This window comes from Sphingopyxis panaciterrae, assembly GCF_011762125.1.
GTDB lineage: Bacteria > Pseudomonadota > Alphaproteobacteria > Sphingomonadales > Sphingomonadaceae > Sphingopyxis > Sphingopyxis panaciterrae.
Window position 1 is genome coordinate 90,922 of sequence record NZ_JAASQN010000005.1, and the last position, 22,106, is coordinate 113,027.

19 protein-coding genes, 1 tRNA gene and 1 pseudogene are annotated in these 22,106 nt (G+C 62.8%); 15 read left to right on the forward strand and 6 right to left on the reverse strand.

What is annotated here, in order from left to right; translation table 11 throughout:
• Nucleotides 1–16: 16 nt before the first annotated feature.
• Nucleotides 17–92, forward strand: a tRNA-Glu gene (locus FHR22_RS16755).
• 275 nt (nucleotides 93–367) lie between these two features.
• Nucleotides 368–1,567 (forward strand): DUF2279 domain-containing protein, encoded by a 1,200-nt coding sequence (locus FHR22_RS16760; RefSeq protein WP_166944845.1) that lies wholly within the window; start codon nucleotides 368–370, stop codon nucleotides 1,565–1,567.
• A 6-nt stretch (nucleotides 1,568–1,573) separates the two neighbouring features.
• Here FHR22_RS16760 and FHR22_RS16765 read toward each other — a convergent pair whose 3' ends face one another.
• Both FHR22_RS16765 and kdsA read right to left on the reverse strand, forming a co-directional pair.
• Nucleotides 1,574–2,599 carry a phytanoyl-CoA dioxygenase family protein gene (locus FHR22_RS16765; protein WP_166945074.1) on the reverse strand — a complete coding sequence of 342 codons (1,026 nt, stop codon included), beginning with the start codon at nucleotides 2,597–2,599 and terminating at the stop codon, nucleotides 1,574–1,576.
• Nucleotides 2,600–2,715: 116 nt separating this feature from the next.
• Complete coding sequence (gene kdsA, locus FHR22_RS16770) at nucleotides 2,716–3,543, reverse strand: 3-deoxy-8-phosphooctulonate synthase (protein WP_166944846.1); 828 nt, start codon at nucleotides 3,541–3,543, stop codon at nucleotides 2,716–2,718.
• A 206-nt stretch (nucleotides 3,544–3,749) separates the two neighbouring features.
• Here kdsA and FHR22_RS16775 point away from each other — a divergent pair, with 206 nt between their 5' ends.
• The 5 genes from FHR22_RS16775 to FHR22_RS16795 all read left to right on the forward strand — a co-directional run bounded on the left by FHR22_RS16775 (nucleotide 3,750) and on the right by FHR22_RS16795 (nucleotide 9,092).
• The gene (locus FHR22_RS16775) at nucleotides 3,750–4,736 is read left to right on the forward strand and encodes a KpsF/GutQ family sugar-phosphate isomerase (protein ID WP_166944847.1); all 987 of its coding nucleotides are present in this window, start codon (nucleotides 3,750–3,752) and stop codon (nucleotides 4,734–4,736) included.
• 14 nt (nucleotides 4,737–4,750) lie between these two features.
• A complete protein-coding gene (locus FHR22_RS16780; protein WP_341786666.1) occupies nucleotides 4,751–5,605 on the forward strand; it encodes a 3-deoxy-manno-octulosonate cytidylyltransferase in 855 nt (284 codons plus the stop codon).
• 12 nt (nucleotides 5,606–5,617) lie between these two features.
• A complete protein-coding gene (locus tag FHR22_RS16785) occupies nucleotides 5,618–6,220 on the forward strand; it encodes a histidine phosphatase family protein (protein ID WP_166944848.1) in 603 nt (200 codons plus the stop codon).
• Nucleotides 6,221–6,300: 80 nt separating this feature from the next.
• Nucleotides 6,301–7,899: a capsular polysaccharide export protein, LipB/KpsS family gene (locus tag FHR22_RS16790; RefSeq protein WP_341786667.1), complete on the forward strand. Its 1,599-nt coding sequence runs from the start codon at nucleotides 6,301–6,303 to the stop codon at nucleotides 7,897–7,899.
• Nucleotides 7,896–9,092: a glycosyltransferase family 4 protein gene (locus tag FHR22_RS16795; protein ID WP_166944850.1), complete on the forward strand. Its 1,197-nt coding sequence runs from the start codon at nucleotides 7,896–7,898 to the stop codon at nucleotides 9,090–9,092. The genes FHR22_RS16790 and FHR22_RS16795 overlap by 4 nt, the downstream gene beginning before the upstream one ends.
• Nucleotides 9,093–9,124: 32 nt before the next feature.
• Here the strand turns inward: FHR22_RS16795 and FHR22_RS16800 are convergent, their stop codons facing one another.
• On the reverse strand, nucleotides 9,125–9,667 hold the full coding sequence (locus FHR22_RS16800) for a sterol desaturase family protein (RefSeq protein WP_243853806.1): 543 nt from the start codon (nucleotides 9,665–9,667) through the stop codon (nucleotides 9,125–9,127).
• Nucleotides 9,668–9,842: 175 nt separating this feature from the next.
• Between FHR22_RS16800 and FHR22_RS16805 the strand changes: the two genes are divergently transcribed.
• Nucleotides 9,843–10,637 carry an SDR family NAD(P)-dependent oxidoreductase gene (locus tag FHR22_RS16805; protein ID WP_166944852.1) on the forward strand — a complete coding sequence of 265 codons (795 nt, stop codon included), beginning with the start codon at nucleotides 9,843–9,845 and terminating at the stop codon, nucleotides 10,635–10,637.
• A gap of 53 nt (nucleotides 10,638–10,690) precedes the next feature.
• Here FHR22_RS16805 and FHR22_RS16810 read toward each other — a convergent pair whose 3' ends face one another.
• Nucleotides 10,691–12,130, reverse strand: coding sequence for an LTA synthase family protein (locus tag FHR22_RS16810; RefSeq protein WP_341786668.1), 1,440 nt, complete (start codon nucleotides 12,128–12,130; stop codon nucleotides 10,691–10,693).
• 381 nt (nucleotides 12,131–12,511) lie between these two features.
• Here FHR22_RS16810 and FHR22_RS16815 point away from each other — a divergent pair, with 381 nt between their 5' ends.
• Nucleotides 12,512–13,693: a capsule biosynthesis protein gene (locus FHR22_RS16815; protein ID WP_243853808.1), complete on the forward strand. Its 1,182-nt coding sequence runs from the start codon at nucleotides 12,512–12,514 to the stop codon at nucleotides 13,691–13,693.
• A 240-nt stretch (nucleotides 13,694–13,933) separates the two neighbouring features.
• On the opposite strand, the gene FHR22_RS16820 is transcribed toward FHR22_RS16815, so the two are convergent.
• A complete protein-coding gene (locus tag FHR22_RS16820) occupies nucleotides 13,934–15,211 on the reverse strand; it encodes a glycosyltransferase family 4 protein (RefSeq protein WP_341786669.1) in 1,278 nt (425 codons plus the stop codon).
• A 4-nt stretch (nucleotides 15,212–15,215) separates the two neighbouring features.
• A complete protein-coding gene (locus tag FHR22_RS16825) occupies nucleotides 15,216–16,406 on the reverse strand; it encodes a polysaccharide biosynthesis/export family protein (protein ID WP_166944854.1) in 1,191 nt (396 codons plus the stop codon).
• Nucleotides 16,407–16,640: 234 nt separating this feature from the next.
• On the opposite strand from FHR22_RS16825, the gene FHR22_RS16830 reads away from it, so the two are divergent.
• The 6 genes and pseudogenes from FHR22_RS16830 to FHR22_RS16855 form a co-directional block, all read left to right on the forward strand.
• On the forward strand, nucleotides 16,641–17,831 hold the full coding sequence (locus tag FHR22_RS16830) for a KpsE/RkpR family capsule polysaccharide export protein (RefSeq protein ID WP_341786670.1): 1,191 nt from the start codon (nucleotides 16,641–16,643) through the stop codon (nucleotides 17,829–17,831).
• A gap of 9 nt (nucleotides 17,832–17,840) precedes the next feature.
• Complete coding sequence (locus FHR22_RS16835) at nucleotides 17,841–18,635, forward strand: ABC transporter permease (RefSeq protein WP_166944855.1); 795 nt, start codon at nucleotides 17,841–17,843, stop codon at nucleotides 18,633–18,635.
• Nucleotides 18,632–19,297 carry an ABC transporter ATP-binding protein gene (locus FHR22_RS16840; RefSeq protein ID WP_166944856.1) on the forward strand — a complete coding sequence of 222 codons (666 nt, stop codon included), beginning with the start codon at nucleotides 18,632–18,634 and terminating at the stop codon, nucleotides 19,295–19,297. The genes FHR22_RS16835 and FHR22_RS16840 overlap by 4 nt, the downstream gene beginning before the upstream one ends.
• A gap of 28 nt (nucleotides 19,298–19,325) precedes the next feature.
• A complete protein-coding gene (gene gmd / locus FHR22_RS16845) occupies nucleotides 19,326–20,360 on the forward strand; it encodes a GDP-mannose 4,6-dehydratase (RefSeq protein ID WP_208417768.1) in 1,035 nt (344 codons plus the stop codon).
• Nucleotides 20,350–21,240, forward strand: coding sequence for an NAD-dependent epimerase/dehydratase family protein (locus tag FHR22_RS16850; protein WP_166944857.1), 891 nt, complete (start codon nucleotides 20,350–20,352; stop codon nucleotides 21,238–21,240). Before gmd ends, FHR22_RS16850 begins: the two co-directional genes overlap by 11 nt.
• A 171-nt stretch (nucleotides 21,241–21,411) precedes the next feature.
• A pseudogene (locus FHR22_RS16855) lies at nucleotides 21,412–21,957 on the forward strand (IS5 family transposase); the annotation flags it as partial.
• Between the last annotated feature and the right edge of the window lie 149 nt (nucleotides 21,958–22,106).

Below are 22,106 nucleotides of genomic sequence, written 5' to 3' on the forward strand. Positions count from 1 at the left end.
CGCTTCACCGAACGACGGCCCCTTCGTCTAGCGGTCTAGGACGTCGCCCTTTCACGGCGAAAACACGGGTTCGAGTCCCGTAGGGGTCACCATCGGCAGTTATCTGCCGCATTCAGGGCCGCATTCGCGGCCCTCTTTTGTTCGAGCCCCGGCCCCACACCGCAATTCTTTTATGACTCTCTCGGCGGTGCGCTATGACACCCGAGACTCAGTGGTGCGTCCAGCAAAGAGAGTATCTTCGACAAAACGGCCGCGGCATCGGTTGACAAAAGCCGTCACCGGTAGAGTAAGGCGAACATCTTGCATTGAAATATCAAATATGACCATGGCAACAGCGTTTCCGGGTCGCATCAGGAGCCCGAGCTATATGTTGAAACGCTGGCCTGACGGCAGCCTTATTCTTGCAGCCGTGGCATGCGGTTTCTCCACCCCGGCGCTGGCGCATACGGTCGACGGCGACGGGACGCTCGATGCGGGCGGCCTTTTGCCGCAAGAGGCGGCCGCGGTGCCGGCCCCGACACCCGAAACCGGCCCGGTCCTTGTCGGGGATCAGAATAGTCCGTGCTGCGACGCGGCCGCGGGGTCGGCGGAGATCATCGTCTCCGACTGGAAATTGCAGCCCGCGGCCGACCCGGTCCTGCTCGCGGCACGGTTCGACCAGCCACCGCACGAAACCGCCGATTATTCGGTCACCGGGGCGCTCGAAACCCCTGACTCCCTCTCCATTCCGCCTTCGGCCGCGACCGAACGCGGCTGGGCCGATCATGTCCCGGGCGGCGATACCGGACGTACGGGCTTTTGGCGGCAGGCGGGCACGGTCAAAACCGAATCCTTGCTCCTGCTCGGCTATTTCAGCGTCGCAAGCGGGCAGAAGCTGTTCAAGGACACCGCGCCCTTTCATTTCAGCAATGAAGGCTGGTTCGGCAAGGACACGCACAATATCGGCGTCGACAAGCTTGCCCACGCGTTCAACACCTATCTGATGGCCGAATTCTTCCACGACCGCATCCACCGGCGCACCGGCGGGGCGGAAGGCGATGCGCTGACCGCAGGACTGATCGCGTCGGGCCTGATGATCTTCAACGAACTGTCCGACGGCATCGAACCTGACAGCGGCTGGTCGCCGCAGGATGCGCTGATGAATTTTGCCGGCGCGGGTTTCTCGATCCTGCGCAACACCGTCCCCGGCCTCAAGGAAAAGGTCGCGTTCAAGATGGAGATCGTGCCCAACGAGCATGTCTACAGCTTCAGCGGCAAGCCCCATTTCCAGCAGCAGCGCTATATGTTCTCGATCAAGGGCGCCGGATTCCGGCAGCTCGAGCGTAGCCCGCTGCGCTTTCTCGATCTCCAGCTCGGCTATTATGCCTCCGACTTCCTCCTCGAGGATCGCGCAAAGGGCATCGAGCCCAAGCGCCATCTGTTCGTCGGCGTCGGCCTCAATATCGGCGAACTGTTCTTCGGCAAATCGCGGTCGGGCGTCGGCAAGGCCGCCTATACCGTGCTCGATTATCTCCAGCTGCCCTATACCTCGATCCGGTACGACACGACCGGTCGCGTCGGCAATTGACGTACCTCATTGGCCATCGCCTGAACTGTCGCCTAAACCGCTGAGCGCGCTGCGGACCCCTGCGGGCCGCCAAGGCTGGCCGATGTGGCGTTCCAGCCGGTCGCGCAGCACCCACAGCCAGCCGATACGCCGCTCGGCAAGCCCCGGCAGGCTGAGCAGGTCGCCGCCCAGCCAGGGCAGAAACGGATTGCGGCGCGCATAGGACCAGATCTCTACGCGCTCGCCGGGCCGCATCGACACGCCGCGGGCATGGAAACCGACCGTATCCGCGACGACCAGCGTGTTCTCCGGCACCGCCATCGCTTCTGCCGCCGCCAGCTTCATCGCGGCCAGGTCGTCATCCCAAACACGCGGCGAACCGCGGGCCGAAAGCCGGTCGATGGCGCGCGGGTCGGCAAGGCTGCGGCGATACTCCCAATCCAGGCGCTCCGCCGTGAAGCGGTGCGAACCGCGAACATAGGTGAACGGCCCCTCGTCCGCGGCGACGGGGTTCAGGAACAGCCAGGCTTTGAGCGAGGCGTGAAAGCTGTCCGCGTGCAATACTTCCTGCGGGTCGCGCGCATCGCCGCCATCGTTGCTGACGATCGTCTGGATATAGTGCAGCGGCGTAGTGCGGAAGCTCGCGACATAATGGAACAGAGCGGTCAGATCCTTGCGGGCGAGCAGCGCCCGCAGCGCCGGGATCGCGCTCAGCATGGCGGGGTCGATGGCCAGCCTGCGCGTGATCGCATCGCCCTGCCGCATTTCGCGCGCCGGCCCCTCAAAGGCCAGGATAGCGGCGCGCAGGGCGGCGAACTCGGCGGGCGCGACCGCATCGCGGATGACGACGAAACCGTCGCGGTCGAACGCGTCGCGCCAGTCGTCGCGGACGCGGTGCGCGAGCCGCCGCCGGCGCCACGCACAGAGCAGCGCCGCGGCCCTGACCCGCGCGACGTGCAGGCCCAAGCGGTTCAACCGGCGCGAACCGACGATCGGATTGTCGAGGAAACTCTTGGCGGATGTCACCAGTTGCAGGAGATGAACCGGCGCCATGACCACCGCCCCGAGTCGCGCCCGCAAGCGCCGCGTCTGTTCACCGAAGAGGGTCATGGTCCGCCCCATTCCGCCAACGACTTTGGAATGCAACCGCTAATGAAGCGCTTTTAGGCCTATGCCTTCACCAGCGAGTCGATCGCCTGCAACCGCGCCAGCAGGGGCTCGATTTCCGCAAGCGGAAGCGCATTCGGTCCATCTGACAGCGCCTGGTCGGGATCGGGATGGGTCTCCATGAACACACCTGCGACCCCCGCTCCCACCGCGGCGCGGGCAAGCAAAGGCACAAATTCACGCTGCCCGCCCGACCGCTCGCCCAAGCCGCCGGGAAGCTGGACCGAATGCGTTGCATCGAACACCACCGGGCACCCGGTTCCGGCCATGATCGCAAGGCCGCGCATGTCCGAAACCAGATTATTGTAGCCGAACGACGTGCCGCGGTCGCACAGCAGAAAAGCGTCGGGATCGTGCCCCGCAGCCGTCGCCGCATTGCGCGCCTTGGCCACGACCTGTGCCATGTCGCCGGGCGCCATGAACTGGGCTTTCTTGATGTTTACGGGCTTGCCCGAGGCGGCGACCGCGGCGATAAAATCGGTCTGCCGGGCCAGGAAGGCGGGCGTTTGCAATATATCCACCGCCTGCGCCGCCGCCGCGACCTGGCCGGGTTCATGGACGTCGGTCAGGACCGGCAGGCCGGTTTCGGCGCGCACCTTTTCCAGAATGCGCAACCCTTCATCCATGCCGAGACCGCGAAAGGAGCAGTCCGAACTGCGGTTGGCCTTGTCAAACGAGGATTTGAAGACGAGCAGCAGGCCGAGCCGGCGGGCGATCCCGGCGAGCGTTTCCGCTACCGACAGGGCAAGCTCTTCGCTCTCGATCACGCACGGGCCGGCGATAATGAAAAGAGGCGTTTTGGGCCCGATTGCCCGTTCACAGAGGATCATCTAGTCGCTGCCTTGTCAGTATCGATTGAAGTTCTTGACCCGATCGACTTTCCGACAAGCTGCCGGTTACCTCGAAATTGGACCAAATCACCCCTTTTTCTCTAGGCTGCAAACGAAACGGCTGGCAATCCCTTAACGATTTAATTATCGCCGCTCCTGCTATGGCGGGATATGCCATTGATTAGATGTTGGGTTCCAGGGTCGCTATGAAATCGGAAATATTCAATACGCATTATTCCGCCTCGGCGCGCAAGACGATCGACATAGAGCTGCAGGCATTGGAAATGCTGAAGGCCGCGGTCGAGGATTCGGAACTGGGCCAGTCCATCGATGCCGCCATCCGCGCGATCGCCTCCACCCGTGGGCGGGTGGTTGTCACGGGGATGGGCAAGAGCGGACATATCGCGCGCAAGATCGCGGCGACGATGCGTTCGACCGGCACCTCGGCGCTTTACCTCCATCCTGGCGAGGCGAGCCACGGCGACCTGGGCGTCATTACCGAATCGGACATCGTCCTGGCGCTCACCTGGTCGGGCGAGACCAGCGAACTGAGCGACATATTTCATTATTGCAACCGCTACGGCGTGACGTTGATCGTTGCGACCTCGCAGCCCGAAAGCACCGCGGCGCACGCCGCCGACATCTGCCTGATGCTGCCGAGGGCGCGCGAAGCCTGTCCGCATGAACTAGCCCCGACCTCGTCTACCACGTTGCAGCTCGTGCTGGGTGACGCGCTGGCGGTGGCGCTCATCGAAGCCCGCGGCTTCACACCTTCGGATTTCCGGGTCTTCCATCCGGGCGGTAGCCTTGGTGCCCATCTCTCGACCGTCGCCGAAGTCATGGGCACGGGTGACGCCATTCCTCGTGTCGGCCGCGAAGCCTCGCTGACCAACGCGACGATCGAGATGAGCCGCAAGCGCTACGGCTGCACCGCCGTGGTCGATGAACAAAATATACTGGTCGGAGCCTTCACCGATGGCGACCTTCGGCGCTGCATTGCGGTTCACGACCTCACCGACAACATCGGTCTCCACATGTCGCCGCGCCCGGTGTCGGTTACCGGCGATACGCTCTTATCCGACGCGTTGCGGTATATGAACGAAAATGCGGTGTCGGTACTGTTCGTGGTGGACGGCGAGCGGTTGGTCGGCATCGTTCATATGCACGATATCGTCAGGGCCGGCGTGAACTGAAACGTCTTGGCTTCGTGACGTCCTTTTCGACTGACCCATCGGGAGCCCGGCCCGCGCCGCAGGATGCCCTGATCGTCGTTCCGGCCCGCTTCGGATCGTCGCGCCTGCCCGGCAAGCCCCTGTTGAAAATCGCCGGGCGCACCCTCCTCGAACGCGTGGTAGCCGTCGCGCAGGCGGCGGCGGCGCACGCGGGCGACTGCGACGTTCTGGTCGCGACCGACGACCCGCGGATCGCCGACCATGCCCGCGACCTGGGCGTCGAGGTGGCGCTTACCGCTGCGGATCTCGATTCGGGTTCGGCGCGCGCCTTCGCCGCTGCTGGCCTGCGCGAGCGCCCCCCAGCCATCGTCGTCAATCTGCAGGGGGATGCACCGTTCGTCTCGCCCCTCGTCGTGGCCCAACTGATCGAAACGCAGCGGCAAGGCGGGGCTGATGTCGTCACCCCGGTCTATCGACTCGATTGGGACCGGCTCGACCGTCTGCGTACCCACAAGCAGGTCGCGCCGTTCAGCGGCACGACCTGCGTGCGCGGCCCCGACGGCCGGGCGCTGTGGTTCTCCAAGACGATCCTGCCCGCGCTGCGGGAAGAAACGGCGCTGCGCCAGGCAGGCCCGCTATCCCCCGTCTGGCAGCATGTCGGGCTTTATTGCTACCGGATCGCCGCGCTCCAATGGTTCGCCGGCGCGGCACCGGGGCCCTATGAGGCGCTCGAAGGGCTGGAACAGTTGCGCTTCCTCGAAAACGGCTGGTCGATCGCGACCGTCGAGATCGATCCGCCCCGGCACGCGCTTTCGGGCATCGACACGCCCGCCGACCTCACGCTGGCCGAGGAGGCGATCGCGCGGCTAGGCGATCCCTTTCCAGCCTGATACCGCCCGTCCATGTTCGTCATCGTCCGCCACGGCAACACCTTCGCCGCCGGGGAACCTCCCCGCCGGATCGGTGCTCGCACCGACTTGCCGCTGACCGATGCCGGCGTCGCGCAAGCCGCTGCGCTGGGCCGACATTTCGCAGCCTCTGGCTGGCGCTTCGCCCGCATACTCGTCTCGCCCCTCGCGCGCACCCGCCAGACGGCGCAAGCGATCCTCGACCATCAGCAGGCGCCGCCCGTACCGGTCCCGTGCAACTGGCTACGCGAGATCGATCACGGCCCCGATGAGAACCGGACCGAGGCGGAGGTCCTGGCCCGCATCGGCAACGACGCCCTGACTGCCTGGGACAAACGCGCCGAGCCTCCGCAAGGCTGGATCGTGGAGGCGGAGATGCGCCGAGTCGCATGGCGCCATCTCTTCGCCACCGACGAAGGCCCTACGCTGATCGTCACCAGCAACGGCGCCGCACGCTTCGCGCTCCTCGCGGATCCGGTGCTCATCGCGGCACCGTGCACATGGTCCGACATGAAGTTGCCGACGGGCGGATATGGCGTGATCCGGCGCGGGGCGGACGGAGCGCTGGACGTCCCGGTCTGGGGCCACCGGCCATGAGCGTACCGCTTCCCTTGCTCCGCGCCCCGCCATTTCCTGACGGAGCCGTCGCCGTCACGGGGCCGGCAAACGAAAGCATCGTGACGGGCGATGTCGCCGCACTCTTCGCGCGGTTGCGCGAGGCACGCGTAGGCGGCCGGTTCTGGGCCGACCCCGCCGCGCTGTCACGCCCGCCGGCGCTGGTCGTGCGCCCGCATCCGGGCGAGAATCTCTCGGCCCATCTCGATGCAATGTCCCTGGCCGAGCGGCGCGGCGCGCTGTGGATCCATGCCGATGGCAGAACCCGCCGCCCGCACGACCGACTCGCCAGCTTAGAGGGCGGCGAATGGCGAGGCGACGTTGATCCCTGGTCTGCGCTGGCCGGAGCCGGCGCGCTGGCTGCGCACGGCGATGACGAATGGGTCGCGATCGCGCGCATCGTCGGCATTGCGGTGCGCCTGCTTTCACCCGGCCGCTTCGGCACGCCGGGCTGGAACGACACCGAACTGGATGCGCGCGCCGCCCAGCTATTGAACCAGTTCGCCTGGCGCGACCCGTTCACCGGCGAGGCTTCGACGATCGAGGCGACGATCGATCTGCTTGCCGAATGGCGCGAAATTATCACCGCGAACCGGCCGATCACCGTCGCTTGCGGCATGGCCTGGTGGAAGCGCGCGGAAATCCGCCGTTTCCTGTGGTCGCCGCAGCGGCCGCTGCATATCGTCGCGCGGCCGCGCCGGGCGCTGGCCGTCGCAAAGCGTAGCGGCGGCGCGGTGGCGATCTGGCCGTCGCGCGTATCCCCCGCTCTGCTCGCCGAAGCGCGGACACAGGATGTCCCGCTGGTGCGCGTCGAGGACGGCTTCGTCCGCTCGGTGGGCCTCGGCGTCGCGCTGGTGCCGCCTTCATCGGTGGTCGTCGACCGGTCGGGCATCCATTTCGACCCCATGCGGCCGAGCGACCTCGAACATATTCTCGCCAAAACATCCTTCTCTCCCCGCCTGCTCGCGCGGGCGCAAGCATTGCGGCAGGCGATCGTGGCGGCGGGGATCAGCAAATATGCGGCAGGCGAGAGTGCGCCGGCGCCCGATCGCAAGCCGGCCAGCCGGCTGGTGCTGGTGCCCGCACAGGTCGAGGACGACATGTCGGTGCTCTGCGGCGGTGGCGGCCTGACCTCGAACCTCGAACTGCTGCGCCGCGTTCGCGCGCTCGAACCCGATGCCGAAATCTGGTTCCGCCCCCACCCTGACGTCGATGCCGGCCACCGCAAGGGCGCCGTGCCCGATGCCGATGTCCTTGCCGTCGCCGACCGGATCGTGCGCGAACCGGCGATGGCGACGCTGCTGGGCGCGGTCGATGCGGTGCATGTGCTGACCTCGCTCACCGGATTCGAGGCGCTGCTGCGCGGCCGCGCGGTGACGTGTCACGGCACGCCTTTTTATGCCGGCTGGGGCCTCACCCGCGATCTCGGCGCGGTGCCGGCGCGGCGCGGGCGGGCTCTCGCGCTCGACGAGCTGGTCGCCGGGGTCCTGATCCTCTATCCGCGCTACCTTGATCCGGTGACCGGGCTGCCCTGCCCGCCCGAAGTGCTGATCCACCGCATGGCGACGACCAGCACGCATAATCGCCTTGGCTGGGTCGCACCGCTACGCCACTGGCAGGGGCGGCTGATGGCGGCGCTGCGTGGGATCGGACGACCATGACAGAAACAATCCTCGACATCTCGCGCCTGATCTCGCGCATCCGCTATTCGACGCCTTCGGGGGTCGACCGGGTGGAGATGGCCTATGCCCGCGGGTTGCTGGCCCTTCATGGCGAGCGGCTCGACTTTGCCGCGGTGCACCCTGCCGGACCCTATGGCCGGCTTTCGCGCCCGGCGGCGCTGGCCTATCTCGACGAGCTGGAACGCCGCTGGTCGTGCGAGGAGGATAGTCCGCGCCAGCGTTCGCTGCCTTCGGTCCTGCCCTTGCTCGCCACGCTGCTGCCCCGGCGCGGCGGCGGCGCGAAGGGCGCGGTCTATGTCCAGGCTTCGCCGCACCACCTGACCAATCCCGCGAAGGTGCGCCGGATATTGGAGCGGGAGCAGGCGCGATTTCTGTGCCTGGTGCACGATCTGATCCCCATCGAATTTCCCGAATATGCCCGCCCCTCGGGCGCGGCGCTGCACCGCCGGCGCATCGAAACAGTGGCCGCCCACGCCGATGCGGTGATCGTCAATTCGGCCGCCACCGGCCGCTCGCTGCAGCCGTGGCTCGACCGGGCCGGGCGGCGGGTGGCGGTGCACGTCGCGCTGCTCGGGACCGAGCGGCTTGCACCGGGAGAGCCGTCCGTCCAGAGCGACGACCGCCCCTATTTCGTGTGCCTGGGGACGATCGAGCCGCGCAAGAATCACCTCCTGCTGCTTCACCTGTGGCGGCATCTCGCCGAAACCCTGCCCGCGCACGCCGTCCCGCGCCTGATCATCATTGGGCGGCGCGGCTGGGAGAATGAACAGGTGATCGACATGCTGGAGCGCTGCCCGGCGCTCGAAGGCCATGTCGAGGAACTGGGCGGTTGCCCCGACGCCCGGCTGGCCGGGCTCCTCCGCGGCGCCCGCGCGCTGCTCATGCCCTCCTTCGCGGAAGGCTATGGGATGCCGGTTGCCGAAGCACTCTCGGTCGGCACACCGGTGCTGTGCAGCGACTTGCCGGCCTTGCGCGAGACAGGACAAGAGGCGCCCGATTATCTCGGGCCGCTGGATGGGCCGGGCTGGAAGGCGATGATTATGGACCATGCGGCGCGGGGGCCGGCCCACGCCGCCCAAATGCAACGCATGCCACGCTGGCAGGCACCGACATGGGACGACCATGTCGCGATCGTCGCCGGCGCCATCGCGCAATTGAAGGCCCGAATCTGAGTATCCGGACCGGAGCGGCAACCCCGAACCCGTCAGCGCCGCTTGAGCGAACGGATATGGGTGCCGAACACACGGTCCCAGAAGATCGCCGATATCGCGTAATTGGCGGTGTCGTCGATGTAATGATGGCGCATATGGTGGCGCTTGAGCGCCGCGCCGATACGTCCGGTCATCGGCCGCTGGTGGCAGGCATAATGGACCCCGTCATAGATCACATACCCCATGATCCAGCCCAGAAACGCCCAGGTCCCCGGCTGGCCAAGGCAGGCGACGCATCCGCTCCACACCAGCGCCGCCACCGGCACGCTCACCGAAAGCGGCATCATGTTGCGCATGCCATCACCCGGATTGTCATGGTGATTGCCGTGGATCAGAAAGACGAACCACTTCAACATGGGATGGCGCGGTTCCAGGTGAAACAGGAAGCGGTGCATGACATATTCGAACAATGTCCATCCAGCCAGACCAGCGGCCATCAGCCCCAATCCCACCGGCGGCGATACGGCGCCCCAGCCCGTCCAGGCAATGAACGGCAGCAGCACGGCCCAGCTCAACGCGAACGCCAGCGGGGACATCAACGTGAGTTTTTCCAGATGTTCGCTTTTGAACAGTCGGATGCGTTGCGGGCGAGACGGGAGAGATGCCATTGAAATTGTTGCTGGACAGGAGCTATCGTTGACTGTCAAGCCCTATTGAATCCATTTGAGATATACTTGCGGTGATCGGACTGTACTTTATGGAGGCGGCCGCATGAACTCACCGACCGGTTTACCACGCGCTTCCGCGCATATTCTCATTACCGGAGCGTCGGGCGGCCTCGGCGGGGCGCTGGCGCGGTACTATGCGCGGCCGGGTGTCCGGCTGTCGCTGTGGGGGCGTGACGAGGCGCGCCTGCTGCGCATCGCGGAAGTCTGCCGCGCCGCAGGTGCCGCGACCGCGATTCGCTCGCTCGACATCGCCGATATCAAAGCAGCGATCGCCGCGATCGCGGCCGATGATGCGGCCGACCCTTTCGACCTTGCCATATTGGCATCGGGCCGCGGCGACATTCGCGCAGTGGGCGACGCGGTCGAGGACGCGCCGCTCATCGCGACGCTGGGCGCGGTCAATTTCACCGCGCCCGCGGCAATGGCAGCAGCGCTGGCGGAGCGCATGGCGATACGGGGCGGCGGCGGCATCGTGCTGATCGGCTCGGCGGCCGCTTTCCACGCGCTCCCTTTCGCCGCCGCCTATTCGGGCACGAAGGCCGGACTGGCCCGGTTCGCCGACGCGCTGCGCCTCGGCGTCCGCGCGCACGGCGTGACGGTTACGCTGGTTTCGCCGGGGTTTATCGACACGCCCACCGGCCGCCAGACGCCCGGTCCCAAACCGTTGATCATGCAGCCTGAAGCTGTGGCGGCGCGAATCGCGGCGGCCGCAGCGCGAGGCAAGCCGCATCTGATCCTGCCCTGGCCGTTCGCGGTGCTGCGCCTCGCCGACCGCCTGCTGCCCCGGGTGCTGCGCGACCGCTTGCTGTTATCGCTCGCCCCGCCGGAGGCGCCATAGGACCACGACCGAGAGTCTGTTCCACTGACGTGGAAACGGCGTGCCGGCTGTCCTCAGCGGGCGACGGGCGCGCCCAGCACATCGTCAAGGATGGCGTGGTGCAGTTCGGCCGGGGTCAGATCGACGCGCCGGTTGGGGCCCGGCACCATCCCGCCCGACCCGTCGAAACGGATCATCACATAGGGCGTGTGGCGCGCGCCACCGGGCGCCGACGCGCCGGGGATGCTGGGGCGATGGTCGCCGAAGAAGACCAGCCGCGCGGGACGCCGCAATGCCGCGATGCCGTCCGCGAGAGCGGTCAGCATCGCGTCGCTGTTGCGCACGAGGCGCAGATATCGGTCGACACGCTCGCGCTTGCCCTCGGCCGCCCAGGGGCCGTGATTCTCGATCGTGACCGCATAGAGGAAACCCGGCTCGCGCGTGCGCGCAGCGAGGTCGAGCAGCAACCGGGCGACCGCGGCGTCGGTAACATAGCGCCCTTCGCCGGGCGCGGGCGAAAGGAAACGATCCTCACCGATCAGTTCGGCGAACCCGCCCGCCGACATGATCCGGTCGCGGCCGTAGAAACGCATGTCATGGGGATGCAGGAACAGGCTCCGCCATCCCGCACTGTCCAGCCGCGCGGGCAACGCGTGGCTCGCCTCGCCCGGTGCGGTGAGGAACGGATCGTAACGGCGAAAACCCAGCGCGGCCTCATCCCGTCCGAACAACACGCCATATTCGGTCCGCATGGTATAGGCGCCAAAGCCGCTGACATCGAGGTTGCCCCATTGCCACGCCCGGCCGCGTGCCGCGGCCAGCCCCGGTAACGAAAGGCCTGGATCGGCGAATAGCTCCACCGGATCGGCGAAGGATTCGCACTGGACGACGATAAGCAACTCGGCCGGATCCTGCGGCGCCTGCCGTGCGATAGGAGCCAAAGGCGGCGGATCGCCGCTTTCGCGCCAGCGCAGCCAGTAAAGCAGCAAGGTCGGCAGCAGCCCGTATCGCGCCACATCGGCATCGGCATCGGGGACGACGGCAAGGCTGCGCATGGCTCCACTTCGCATGCCGAGGAACAGCAGGGCGAGGCTGCCGAGGAGCAATAATGCGCCGGCAAGATGCGGTTCCGGCGCGGCGACGAACAATCGTCCGATCGCCGCCACCAGCGCCGCCGCCGCGAGCCCCATCGCCACCAGCTGCCACGTCCGGACCGCGGAAAGATAGAATTGCGGATGGCGAAAGATCGCGCCGAACAAGGCCAGGTCGGAGAAAAGCAGCGGTTCGCCCAGCATGGCGTATTTGGAATTCGACGCGACGAGCAGCACCGCCAGCACCGCGAAAACGAGCGCCGCCGCGACCGGTACGCTACCGCAAATTCCAAGGAAGAGGCCGAACAGCGCGGCGACCTGCACGATCAGCAGCGCCAGTCCGGCGCGGCTGCGCCAGCCGCGGCGCATGGGCCGGGGGCGGACGAGGCGATCCAGAAGGACGGCGCCAACGAACAATGCCACGAATATCAGTCCGTTTGCCGTCACTGTCCTGTCACGCTGCCGAAGCGCGACGCGCTCCCTCGTCCCTTTGCCCCGATCGGGGCAGGGATTGGGGCGGCCTCATAGCGGCAGCAACCAAGGCTGTCACCAATCGTATCCGTTATGGATGAAGTGGAACCGCAGTCTTGTCGCTCCCCGCACGCGACACTATAGGGCCGCCAGGACGGACCCGGCAAATCGATCGACACGAGGGGGGCACGGCACTTAATCATTCGGATGTCACCACGGAGCACGCGTTTCCCGATGCCAGAAACTCCTCCCGTCACTCCGGATTTTTCCGATGTCGTCGATCCCGCTCCTCCGTCGGCCGGTAAGCGTAACGTCCTCCTGCTGCAGGGGCTGATGGGTCGCCTGTTCCGGCGCCTCGGCCAAGGCCTGATCGACGCGGGTCACACCGTCCGCAAAATCAACTTCAACGGCGGCGACCGCCTGTTCTGGCGCCTTCCGGGCGGGATCGATTATCGCGGTTCGCTCGGCGACTGGCCGCGCTGGCTCGAACAGGTCCTTCGCGAACACGCCATCACCGACGTCGTCCTCTTCGGCGATTGCCGCGATCATCATGTTCCCGCAATGCGGCTGTGCCGCGAGCTTGGCGTCCCCGTCCATGTGTTCGAAGAGGGCTATATACGGCCCGATTGGGTCACGCTGGAACTGGGCGGCGTCAATGGCCATTCCTCGCTGCCGCGCGATCCGGTCTGGTATCGCGCGACGGCAGCCGCCCTTCCCCCGGTACCACCGCACGCGCAGGTCCCCTCCTCGTTCCGCCGCCGCGCGACCGAGGGACTGATCTACAATGCCGCCGACGTACTGACCCGCTGGTACTATCCGTTCTGGACCAATCACCGGCCCTGGCATCCGCTGGTCGAAGCGATGGGCTGGGGGCGTAAGCTGCGCCGCCGCCAGGAGCGTGAAACCTCGGCCGCGAAGCTTACGGCGCGGCTGGAAGCATCGGGCACGCCTTATTTCCTGTTTCCGCTGCAGCTTGATTCCGACGCGCAGATTCGCCTCCATTCGCCCTTCGCCGGCATTGCCGACGCCATGCGGCTGGTCATCGCCTCGTTTGCCGCCCATGCTCCCGCGAATCTGCGGCTGGTGGTCAAGGAGCATCCGCTCGACAATGGCGTGCGCGACTGGCGGCAGGAAACCGCCGACATGGCCAAGCTTTTCGGCGTCGCCGACCGCGTCGACTATCTGGCTTGGGGCGACATCGTCCCGGTGACCCGCCGCGCCCGCGGCCTCGTCACGATCAACAGCACCAGCGGCACGCTGGCGCTGGCCGAAGGGGTGCCCGTGGTGGCGCTCGGCCACGCGATCTACGATATCGCCGGCATAACCTGCCAGGACGGCCTCGATGCCTTCTGGCGCGATCCGGTCACCCCCGATCCCGCGACGTTCGCGGCGTTCCGGCGTGTGCTGGTCGAACGCTGCCTGATCCCCGGCGGCTTCTTCTCCGAAGAGGCACTCGACAAGGTAGTGCGGCATGCGATCGCGCGGCTGGAGGGCAAACCGATCGCGCCCGAATAAGCTTGGCCGGGGGCACGGCGCAATGGCCGCTCCGTCTCTCTCGACCCAGCAGCCTTCGACGCCTGTCTCTCGAATTCGGCCGACTATGCCATCATGGAACGTGAAGACCGGGTCGCTTGCGTCCAAGTCGCCATGGGCTGTCCGATGTTGGCAGCGGCATCGCTCAACGACAGGTGCTTGCCATGGTTTGGGTACAGAGTATTGCCCAATAAGAACAACACCTTCATTAAAGTGAAGAAGCTACTGCCCCGTTGAGGTAACCGCGGCAAGCACGGTTCTCGTCGATTCCTGCCAGCCCGTGCTCGGTCGCTTCACCGATATCCCGCCGACACGAATCTCTTCGCTCCACTTTCGAATGCATTGCGCAAGAATCTGGGGGGAGGCACTTGCTGGGAAGTAGCGAACGCCAAGCTTTTCATGCGCGCGAAAAATGGGCAGATCACGGGCCAATACCGGCTTGTCGTGCCCGAGCGCTTCGATCAACGGCAGGCCAAAGCCTTCGGCATGCGATCCAATGATGACGCCTTCACAGGCTTCGTAAATGCGTTCCAGTTCCGCATCTTCTACGTCATCCAGCCATATCAGCTTGCCGCCATGCTCCGGGTGCGTCCGAATGACATTACGTAAATCCTGGGTGTGCCAGCCTTGCCGGCCGACCAGAACCAAGCGGTGGTCCATGCCCTGTCGCCAAAGCTCATCAAACGCATTCAGAACATCGGCATGCCCTTTGCGCGGCTCGAGCGTGCCCACCATCAGCGAAAATGGAAAGGAAACATTCAGCCGCGGCGGGGCAGCCGAACTTCCCGGTGCCGGATCGCGCAACACCGATTCCTTGATGCTATACCCCATGGGCACGACGCAGGTACGATACCCATCGACGACGCCATAATGTTGATCCAGAACCCGTCGCAGATCCGCTTCGGTCTGGTCAGAAATACATAAGAATCCGTCACTTATCCCGGCGATAATTTCCAGCCAAGCCTTGTACCGGATTACGTTGTTGGGTGAGAACCATTCTGGTCGCTCGGCAGGCAGAAGATCGCAGACGAGGAACCAAAGCTGGCCGCCTTGGCGACGAAATTCGGCCAGCTGCCCACGGTACCGCCGGGTCGTATCAAGCGCAAAGTCCAAACCAAGGAAGACATCCCCGGGTCGCGCCGTCAGCAACGCGCCCGCATCGACGATCAGCCCGGGTTCCGGCCATGATATATTATGATAAGCCTTGCGCCGGTCAGCAGCGACAAACCGGATCTCCCAATCGGCGGGGGCCTGCCTGGTCAATGCCAACGCCAGGGCGCGGACGACACGCTGGATGCCTGTTCCCGCATCATGCTTGCTGATAACCGCCAGGTCGATGAACAGTCGGCGCGGCGTTTCCGTCACCGACCGCGCGGATTGCACCGTTCGAGATCGCTGGCGTTCAACGCGCCACTTACGTATTTTCCGGCTCGTTAAAGCCTGGTCGAGACGAACAGGCAAAAGGTCGAAAAACGGCTGCAGCTTTAACTTTTTGAGCACGCGATTACTGTTGCGATATCACGGCTGCGGTTGTTGCGGCGGGCAGCAAGGTGGAAGACACGACGTTCAGGAACTTCTGGATGTCGGCCAACGGTGCATTGGATACATAAATAACATCGCGATTCCGTATCGGAAACGTTTGCGCCACGAAGAAAGTGGACGGGTCGTTCATGTTGATGCGGTAAATAACCGGTACCTTACCGTCCTCCGTCATGCTCGCAGTAGCCCGCATTGCCGGATCAACCGCATCCGGGTCCTCCAGCCGGAAGATGAAAGCGCCCTTCACGTCGGCCCGGCCATCCTGCAAGCCCGCAATGCGCCCGAGCGCCTGGGCCAATGTCAGGCCCGTCGCTTCGAACGGGATTTCGTCATTCCTGCCTGTGGCCCCCAGCGCCGTGAAACTATAGGGCTGGAACAGGACGGTCACGACATCGTCGGGCTGAAGCCGCACGTTCTGCAACGGATTCTGGATTACCGTTGCCAAAGGCAAAGAGGCGACCGTTGATCCGCGCGTGATCTGAATCGTCGTCTTGCTGACAGGCTGCCGCGCACCACCGGCGGCGGCCAGAACATCCAGCACACGTTCCCCGCGCGAGGTCAGCGGGACGCGCGCGCTTCCGGCGACATCGCCGACGATCGTCACATTCGCAGCGGCGTTGCGCACCAAACGCACAATCGTTTGCGGGTGATGCGCCATCCCCACCAGCCGGGCATTGATGACGCTCGCGATTTGTTGCGGCGTTTTTCCATCCGCTTGGATTCGTCCGACGAAAGGCACCGAAATTTGCCCGTCGCTATCGACCATTTGCTCGGGTAGCGACGTGCCTCGTGCCGTCGCTGCGGAGGACATCACGCGGGCATCTCCACCGACGGCACCGAATAATGTCGCGGGCGGCGCTTCCCAGATCGCGATGTCCAGCACGTCTCCCTTGCCGATTACCGAGCCGATGGGGTTGCCCTGCCCCAGTTCTTCGGAGAACATGGTGAGATGACTGCTCGCCGAAACCCGTCTCGCGACCGCGTCGGTGACGTCGATGATACTGATATTCGCACCCGCGACCGCGCCTTGCGCTTCCGCTGCACGATTGATGCTGCGCGCAGAAGGGCCGCTGGAGGGCGCGATCGCGCAGGCGGAAAGTGTGAGGGAAAGGCAAATGGCGCCCGCCCAGCACTTGGAAGCAATGTGTTTTTTCATCAAAGACAACCAGTAAAGCTCGTGCGCACCGCATGTGCGGCGCCGAAAGATTGGAGCCTATGGAGCAAGCGGAGCCGCGGATCAAGAAATGCAAATGGACTAGCCGTAATCATGTATTACGCCCGGCACCTCTGCGCTCGATTATCAACTCTAGACGCGGATAAAGCGGATCGCTAGGGCCGGGCACTGCATATGGCTCCGCACCGCGAAGGCTTGCGTCAAGGTTGATGAATTATGGATATTGCTCGCGAAGAAGCGGGACCGGGCGTTGAATATGGGCATGATGCCCCGAACAGTTCAACAGACCGCAGCACGATGACCGCCCGGCTAAAGAATATCCTGAACCGGGTGCGTCCGCTATTTCTATTGACTGTTGTCATTCCGACCGCACTTGCGGTCCTATATTTTGGTATATTTGCGTCGGATGTTTATATCTCCGAATCGCGGTTCGTCGTCCGCAGCCCGGACAAGCCATCGACGTCGGGCTTGGGCATGCTCCTCAAAAGCACCGGATTTGCCAGTGCCGGCGACGAAATTTATGCTGCGCAGGATTTCGTGCTTTCGCGCGACGCATTGAAGGCGTTGAATCGAAAAGACGCCTTTGTTCGAGCCTATGCAAATTCTTCCGTGTCGGTTTTCGACCGGTTCGACCCATGGGGCATGGAAAATACGTTTGAAGACCTGTATAAATATTATGGCAAAAAGGTTGCGGTGGAGCAGGATACAACCTCGTCGATCGTGAAGCTGACCGTGCGAGCCTATAATCCTGAAGACGCTCGTCGCATCAATGAGCAGCTCCTGGAGATGGCCGAGGCTACGGTAAACAAGCTCAACGAACGCGGGCGCGCAGATCTTGTTCGCTTCGCCGATAGGGAAGTCGACGAAGCGAAGCGCAAGTCCCAGGGCGCGGCGCTGGCACTCTCGGCTTATCGCAATGAAGCGGGAGTGGTCGATCCGGAGAAGCAGGCGACCGTCCAGTTACAGATGATCTCGAAGCTTCAGGACGAGCTGATCGCCACGCAGATGCAATTGCGCCAACTGCGCGCACTGGCGCCAAAAAATCCACAGATCGAAGCTCTGGATGTACGCGCGAAGGGGCTTGCTCGTGAAATCGATGAGCAACTCGGTTTGGTAGCGGGCAGCAGCAAATCGCTTTCATCAAGGACGGCACAATATCAACGATTGTTTCTGGAAAGCCAATTTGCCGACAGGCAACTGGCGGGCGCTATGGCCTCGTTGCAGGATGCTCGCAACGAGGCGCGGCGGAAACAGGCCTATGTCGAGCGCATTGTCCAACCCAATGTTCCCGATGATCCGCTCGAACCGCGTCGGCTTCGGGGCATCTTTTCGACGTTGATCCTTGGGCTTGCTGCTTGGGGCATCATCAGCATGCTGCTCGCCGGCATGCTGGAGCACAAGGACTGACCGGCGTCGATGACCTCTCGTCTCAAACCGATTGGAAGCAGCGCAGCGATTCAAGGCAGGGTGGTCTACGCCCTTCTGATGCGCGAGATCCTGACCCGCTATGGTCGCCACAACATCGGCTTCCTGTGGCTGTTTGTCGAGCCCATGCTATTCACCACCGGCGTAACGATATTGTGGACGCTTGCAAAATCGGCGCACGGGTCGGCGCTGCCGATCGTCGCATTCGCCCTTACGGGCTATTCGACCGTGCTGCTTTGGCGCAACATGCCGGCGCGCTGCATCGGAGCGATCGAACCGAATCTCGCCCTGATGTATCATCGGAACGTCAAGGTGATCGACATCTTCTTGGCGCGCCTTTTGCTCGAAGGAGGAGGGGCGACGATTTCCTTCGTCACTCTCAGCCTGTTTTACATCTATATCGGCTGGCTCGACCCTCCCGAGGACGCCCTTACCGTGATTGCCGGCTGGCTGCTGATTGCGTGGTTTGGCGCATCGCTGGCCATGCTGCTGGGTGCGCTGGCAGAAAAGAACGAGATCGTCGAACGGCTTTGGCACCCCGCCTCCTATCTGCTCTTCCCCTTATCAGGCGCCGCCTTCATGGTTGACGCCCTCCCGGCGGTAGCGCAGAAATATGTTCTTTATATTCCGATGGTTAATGGCGTCGAGATGATCCGTGAAGGATATTTCGGCGAGCATGTCCGGACGCATTATGACATTCCATATCTCGTCATATGCTGTGTCGCTCTCTGCCTTTTAGCTTTGTCTCAGGTCGCCGCCGTCAACCGCGGGATAACACCCGAATGATCAACGTCGAACGCGTTCACAAGGCTTATCCCACGCGTGCTGGCGATCGCGTGGTGCTGGACGATATTTCTTTCACGCTCGGTCGAGGTGAGAAGCTGGGAGTTCTCGGCCGGAACGGCGCGGGGAAGTCGACCCTCATTCGGCTGGTCAGCGGAGCCGAAAACCCGACATCGGGCACGATAACCAGAACCATGTCGGTTTCATGGCCACTCGCCTTTGGTGGCGCATTTCAAAATGCCCTCACCGGATTCGACAATGTTCGGTTCATTAGCCGGATTTATAATCAAGACTATCGGGAGAACATGGAGTTCGTGACCGACTTCACAGAGCTCGGCCTTTACCTCCGCGAACCGGTGAGATCATATTCGCAGGGAATGCGGGCTCGCCTGGCCTTTGCCATCTCCATGATCATCGAGTTTGATTGCTATCTCATTGACGAAATCACTGCAGTAGGCGACGCGAAATTTCATGAAAAATGCGAAGCGGAGCTTTTTCAGAAGCGCGTTGATCGCTCGATGCTGATCATTTCACACGACACCGAATATGTCAGGAAGCATTGCGGAAAATTTGGTGTTCTTCATGAAGGCAAGATGACTTTTTTTTATAACTTCGACGAAGCCTTAGAGCATCACTCTTTCAATCTTCATTTGGAATCTCACTAGAAATATTCATTGCAAGCAGGATCTGTATATGAATAAACGTGCCTTGATCACCGGCGTAACCGGACAGGACGGCAGCTATCTATCTGAGCTTCTTCTTGAAAAGGGCTATCAAGTCCACGGGATGGTTCGAAGGTCCAGCACCGCCAACACTTTGCGTATCGATCATTTGCTCGAGGAAGAATATCATAATCGATTCTCGCTTCATTATGGCGATCTTTCGGACGCAAATTCCTTGCGCCGCCTCGTCGATCTGACGCAGCCCAATGAGATTTATAACCTCGCGGCGCAAAGCCACGTTCGCGTCAGCTTCGACCAGCCGGAATATACTTGCGATGCCACCGGTACAGGCGTGTTGCGGCTGCTGGAAGCCATTCGCGCATCGACCCAATATGCTCCGCGCACGGTCCGCTTCTATCAAGCCGGGTCGAGCGAGATGTTTGGCTCGGCCAAGCCGCCGCAGAGCGAAGAGACCCGCTTCGAACCGCGCAGCCCCTATGCATGCGCCAAGGTCTATGCCCATTATCAGACGGTGAACTATCGCGAGAGCTATGGCATGTTCGCGAGCAACGGCATCCTTTTCAACCACGAAAGCCCACGCCGCGGCGAAACCTTCGCGACGCGGAAAATCACGCTGGCCGCGGCACGGATCAAACTGGGCCTCCAGAAGAAGCTGTTCCTCGGCAACCTGGACGCCAAGCGCGACTGGGGATTCGCGGGAGATTATGTGGATGCGATGTGGCGCATGCTCCAGCATGATCACCCTGACGATTTCGTTGTCGCAACCAACAAGGCGATATCTATCCGTGAGTTCCTGGCTCTGACCTTTCAGCACCTCGATCTCAATTGGGAAGATTTCGTGGAGATTGACGAGCGCTTTTACCGGCCGGCGGAGGTCGATCATCTTTTGGGGGACTACAGCAAGACGCAGCGCGATCTGGGCTGGTCGCCGACGCATGATGTTTCGTCGCTCGCGAAGATGATGGTCGAAAGCGACTTGCATCTTGCCAAGCGCGAAAAATACCACCGGAACTTCGACGAACTTGAGGCGCAGATTGCCCAATAACCCCGGTCTTCTTGTTACCGGCGCATCAGGATTCGTCGGCCGGCACGTCATCGCCAAAGGGCACAACCGGTTCGACATCCTCGCCACAGGGCGCGGCCCTCGACCCGATTGGCTACCGGCCGATGTTTCCTGGTCGATGGTGGATTTGCTCGACCGGGCATCGGTAGCGACACTGCCGACGGACTTGCCCTTCGCATTGCATTTAGCAAGCGAAACGATCCCTTCGAAATTTTCGAGCTATGAACCTTTGCTCGATTCGGTCGAAATGACGCTGAACCTCTGCAGACATTTGCGTTCCGGCCGCCTCTTGTTCGCCAGTTCCTGTTTAGTATATGCCGCGAAGGCAAAGCCTCTTACGGAAACCGATGCGGTTGATCCCCGCGGCGGCTACGGCCTGACTAAGGCGCTCTGCGAGACGATTGTTTCCCGAACGACGGATGTTGAAGCGAGTATCGCACGACCATTCAATCATATCGGTGCGGACATGCGGCCCGATCTTGTCATCCCTTCGATCATCCGACGGGTGCGCGACGCGCGCCCTAATGCTGTAATAGAAATGGCAGGGTTGAATAGCATCCGTGACTTCCTTGACATCGATGATATCGTGGGAGCTTATTATGCTATACTTGAATGCCCGCAGATATCTTGCGAAGTCTTAAATGTGTCGAGTGGCCAATCAACAAGCATTGGAGATATCGTACGCTTGGTAGCTCAAATACTGGATAAGCCGATCAACGGGGTAACCTTCGCAGACCACGGCAATTCGACAGACGACACTTCCATAATTATCGGCGATGCTACAAGGTTACGACAGACGACAGGCTGGGTGCCTCGTGTGGGACTGACGGCGAGTTTGCAGAAGCTCATTGGTGATATTTAGGCCGAATAAGCTGTGTCCGAACCCCTGGCGGGATCATGGTCAGCACTTGCGCCCACCCTGCTTGACTGGCTGTTTGGTCCCGGCCTTTGATAGGGTCAAAACCAAAACATCCCCTTGAAATCGCTTGAATAGGTTGATGCAAAGGGCTTCCACCACAGCGGGAAGCCCTTCATGCTGTCGCGTTCGTTGTTCTGGTTGTCAGACGAAGCTTGGACGGCAATCGAGCCGCACTACCCAAAAACCAACCTGGGGGGCGGCGGGTCGATGATCGGCGGGTGATCTCGGGTATCCTTCATGTCCCGAAGTCGGGTTGCCGCAGGTGTGACTGCCCTGCAGACTACGGACCATCGACGACAGTCTATAACAGCTTCAACCGCTGGTCGCGAAGAGACTTCTGGACGAAGTTGCTCGATGCCTTGGCAGAGGCGATCGACAGTACCTACATCAAGGCCCAGCGTTTCGGCGTCTGGCGGAAAAGGGGGCGCCAGACACAGGCGGTCGACCGTTTCCCCGGCGGCTGGACAACCAGGATCCACGCGACGACTGACGTACTGGGCCGTCCCTATGTTCTCATGCTAACGGCGGGCAATGTGAGCGATGTAAAGGCTACGTCTGCGTTGCTCGAACGCGCCGGACCGATGCGCTACCTGCCCGGGGACAACGGGCTACGACGCAAACTGCCTGCGCAAATCCTTGCGTGAGAATGGCTTCAGTCCTGAGCATAATCTGTCATGTATTGCCACCATTGCGGTCAAATCGGCAATGCTGTTCCCAGTTTCTCAAACCAATGATCCGATCAGCATCGATTTGTTCGGCTCGACGAACAGAACGGGCTTTGGATCCGTCCTTGGCTTTTCGCCCACGAC

Coding starts and splice junctions, on each gene's coding strand:
- FHR22_RS16760 (WP_166944845.1), top strand. CDS start 368: ATGTTGAAACGCTGGCCTGACGGCAGCCTTATTCTTGCAGCCGTGGCA.
- FHR22_RS16765 (WP_166945074.1), bottom strand. CDS start 2,599: ATGGCGCCGGTTCATCTCCTGCAACTGGTGACATCCGCCAAGAGTTTC.
- kdsA (WP_166944846.1), bottom strand. CDS start 3,543: ATGATCCTCTGTGAACGGGCAATCGGGCCCAAAACGCCTCTTTTCATT.
- FHR22_RS16775 (WP_166944847.1), top strand. CDS start 3,750: ATGAAATCGGAAATATTCAATACGCATTATTCCGCCTCGGCGCGCAAG.
- FHR22_RS16785 (WP_166944848.1), top strand. CDS start 5,618: ATGTTCGTCATCGTCCGCCACGGCAACACCTTCGCCGCCGGGGAACCT.
- FHR22_RS16795 (WP_166944850.1), top strand. CDS start 7,896: ATGACAGAAACAATCCTCGACATCTCGCGCCTGATCTCGCGCATCCGC.
- FHR22_RS16800 (WP_243853806.1), bottom strand. CDS start 9,667: ATGTCCCCGCTGGCGTTCGCGTTGAGCTGGGCCGTGCTGCTGCCGTTC.
- FHR22_RS16805 (WP_166944852.1), top strand. CDS start 9,843: ATGAACTCACCGACCGGTTTACCACGCGCTTCCGCGCATATTCTCATT.
- FHR22_RS16815 (WP_243853808.1), top strand. CDS start 12,512: ATGGGTCGCCTGTTCCGGCGCCTCGGCCAAGGCCTGATCGACGCGGGT.
- FHR22_RS16825 (WP_166944854.1), bottom strand. CDS start 16,406: ATGAAAAAACACATTGCTTCCAAGTGCTGGGCGGGCGCCATTTGCCTT.
- FHR22_RS16830 (WP_341786670.1), top strand. CDS start 16,641: ATGGATATTGCTCGCGAAGAAGCGGGACCGGGCGTTGAATATGGGCAT.
- FHR22_RS16835 (WP_166944855.1), top strand. CDS start 17,841: ATGACCTCTCGTCTCAAACCGATTGGAAGCAGCGCAGCGATTCAAGGC.
- FHR22_RS16840 (WP_166944856.1), top strand. CDS start 18,632: ATGATCAACGTCGAACGCGTTCACAAGGCTTATCCCACGCGTGCTGGC.
- gmd (WP_208417768.1), top strand. CDS start 19,326: ATGAATAAACGTGCCTTGATCACCGGCGTAACCGGACAGGACGGCAGC.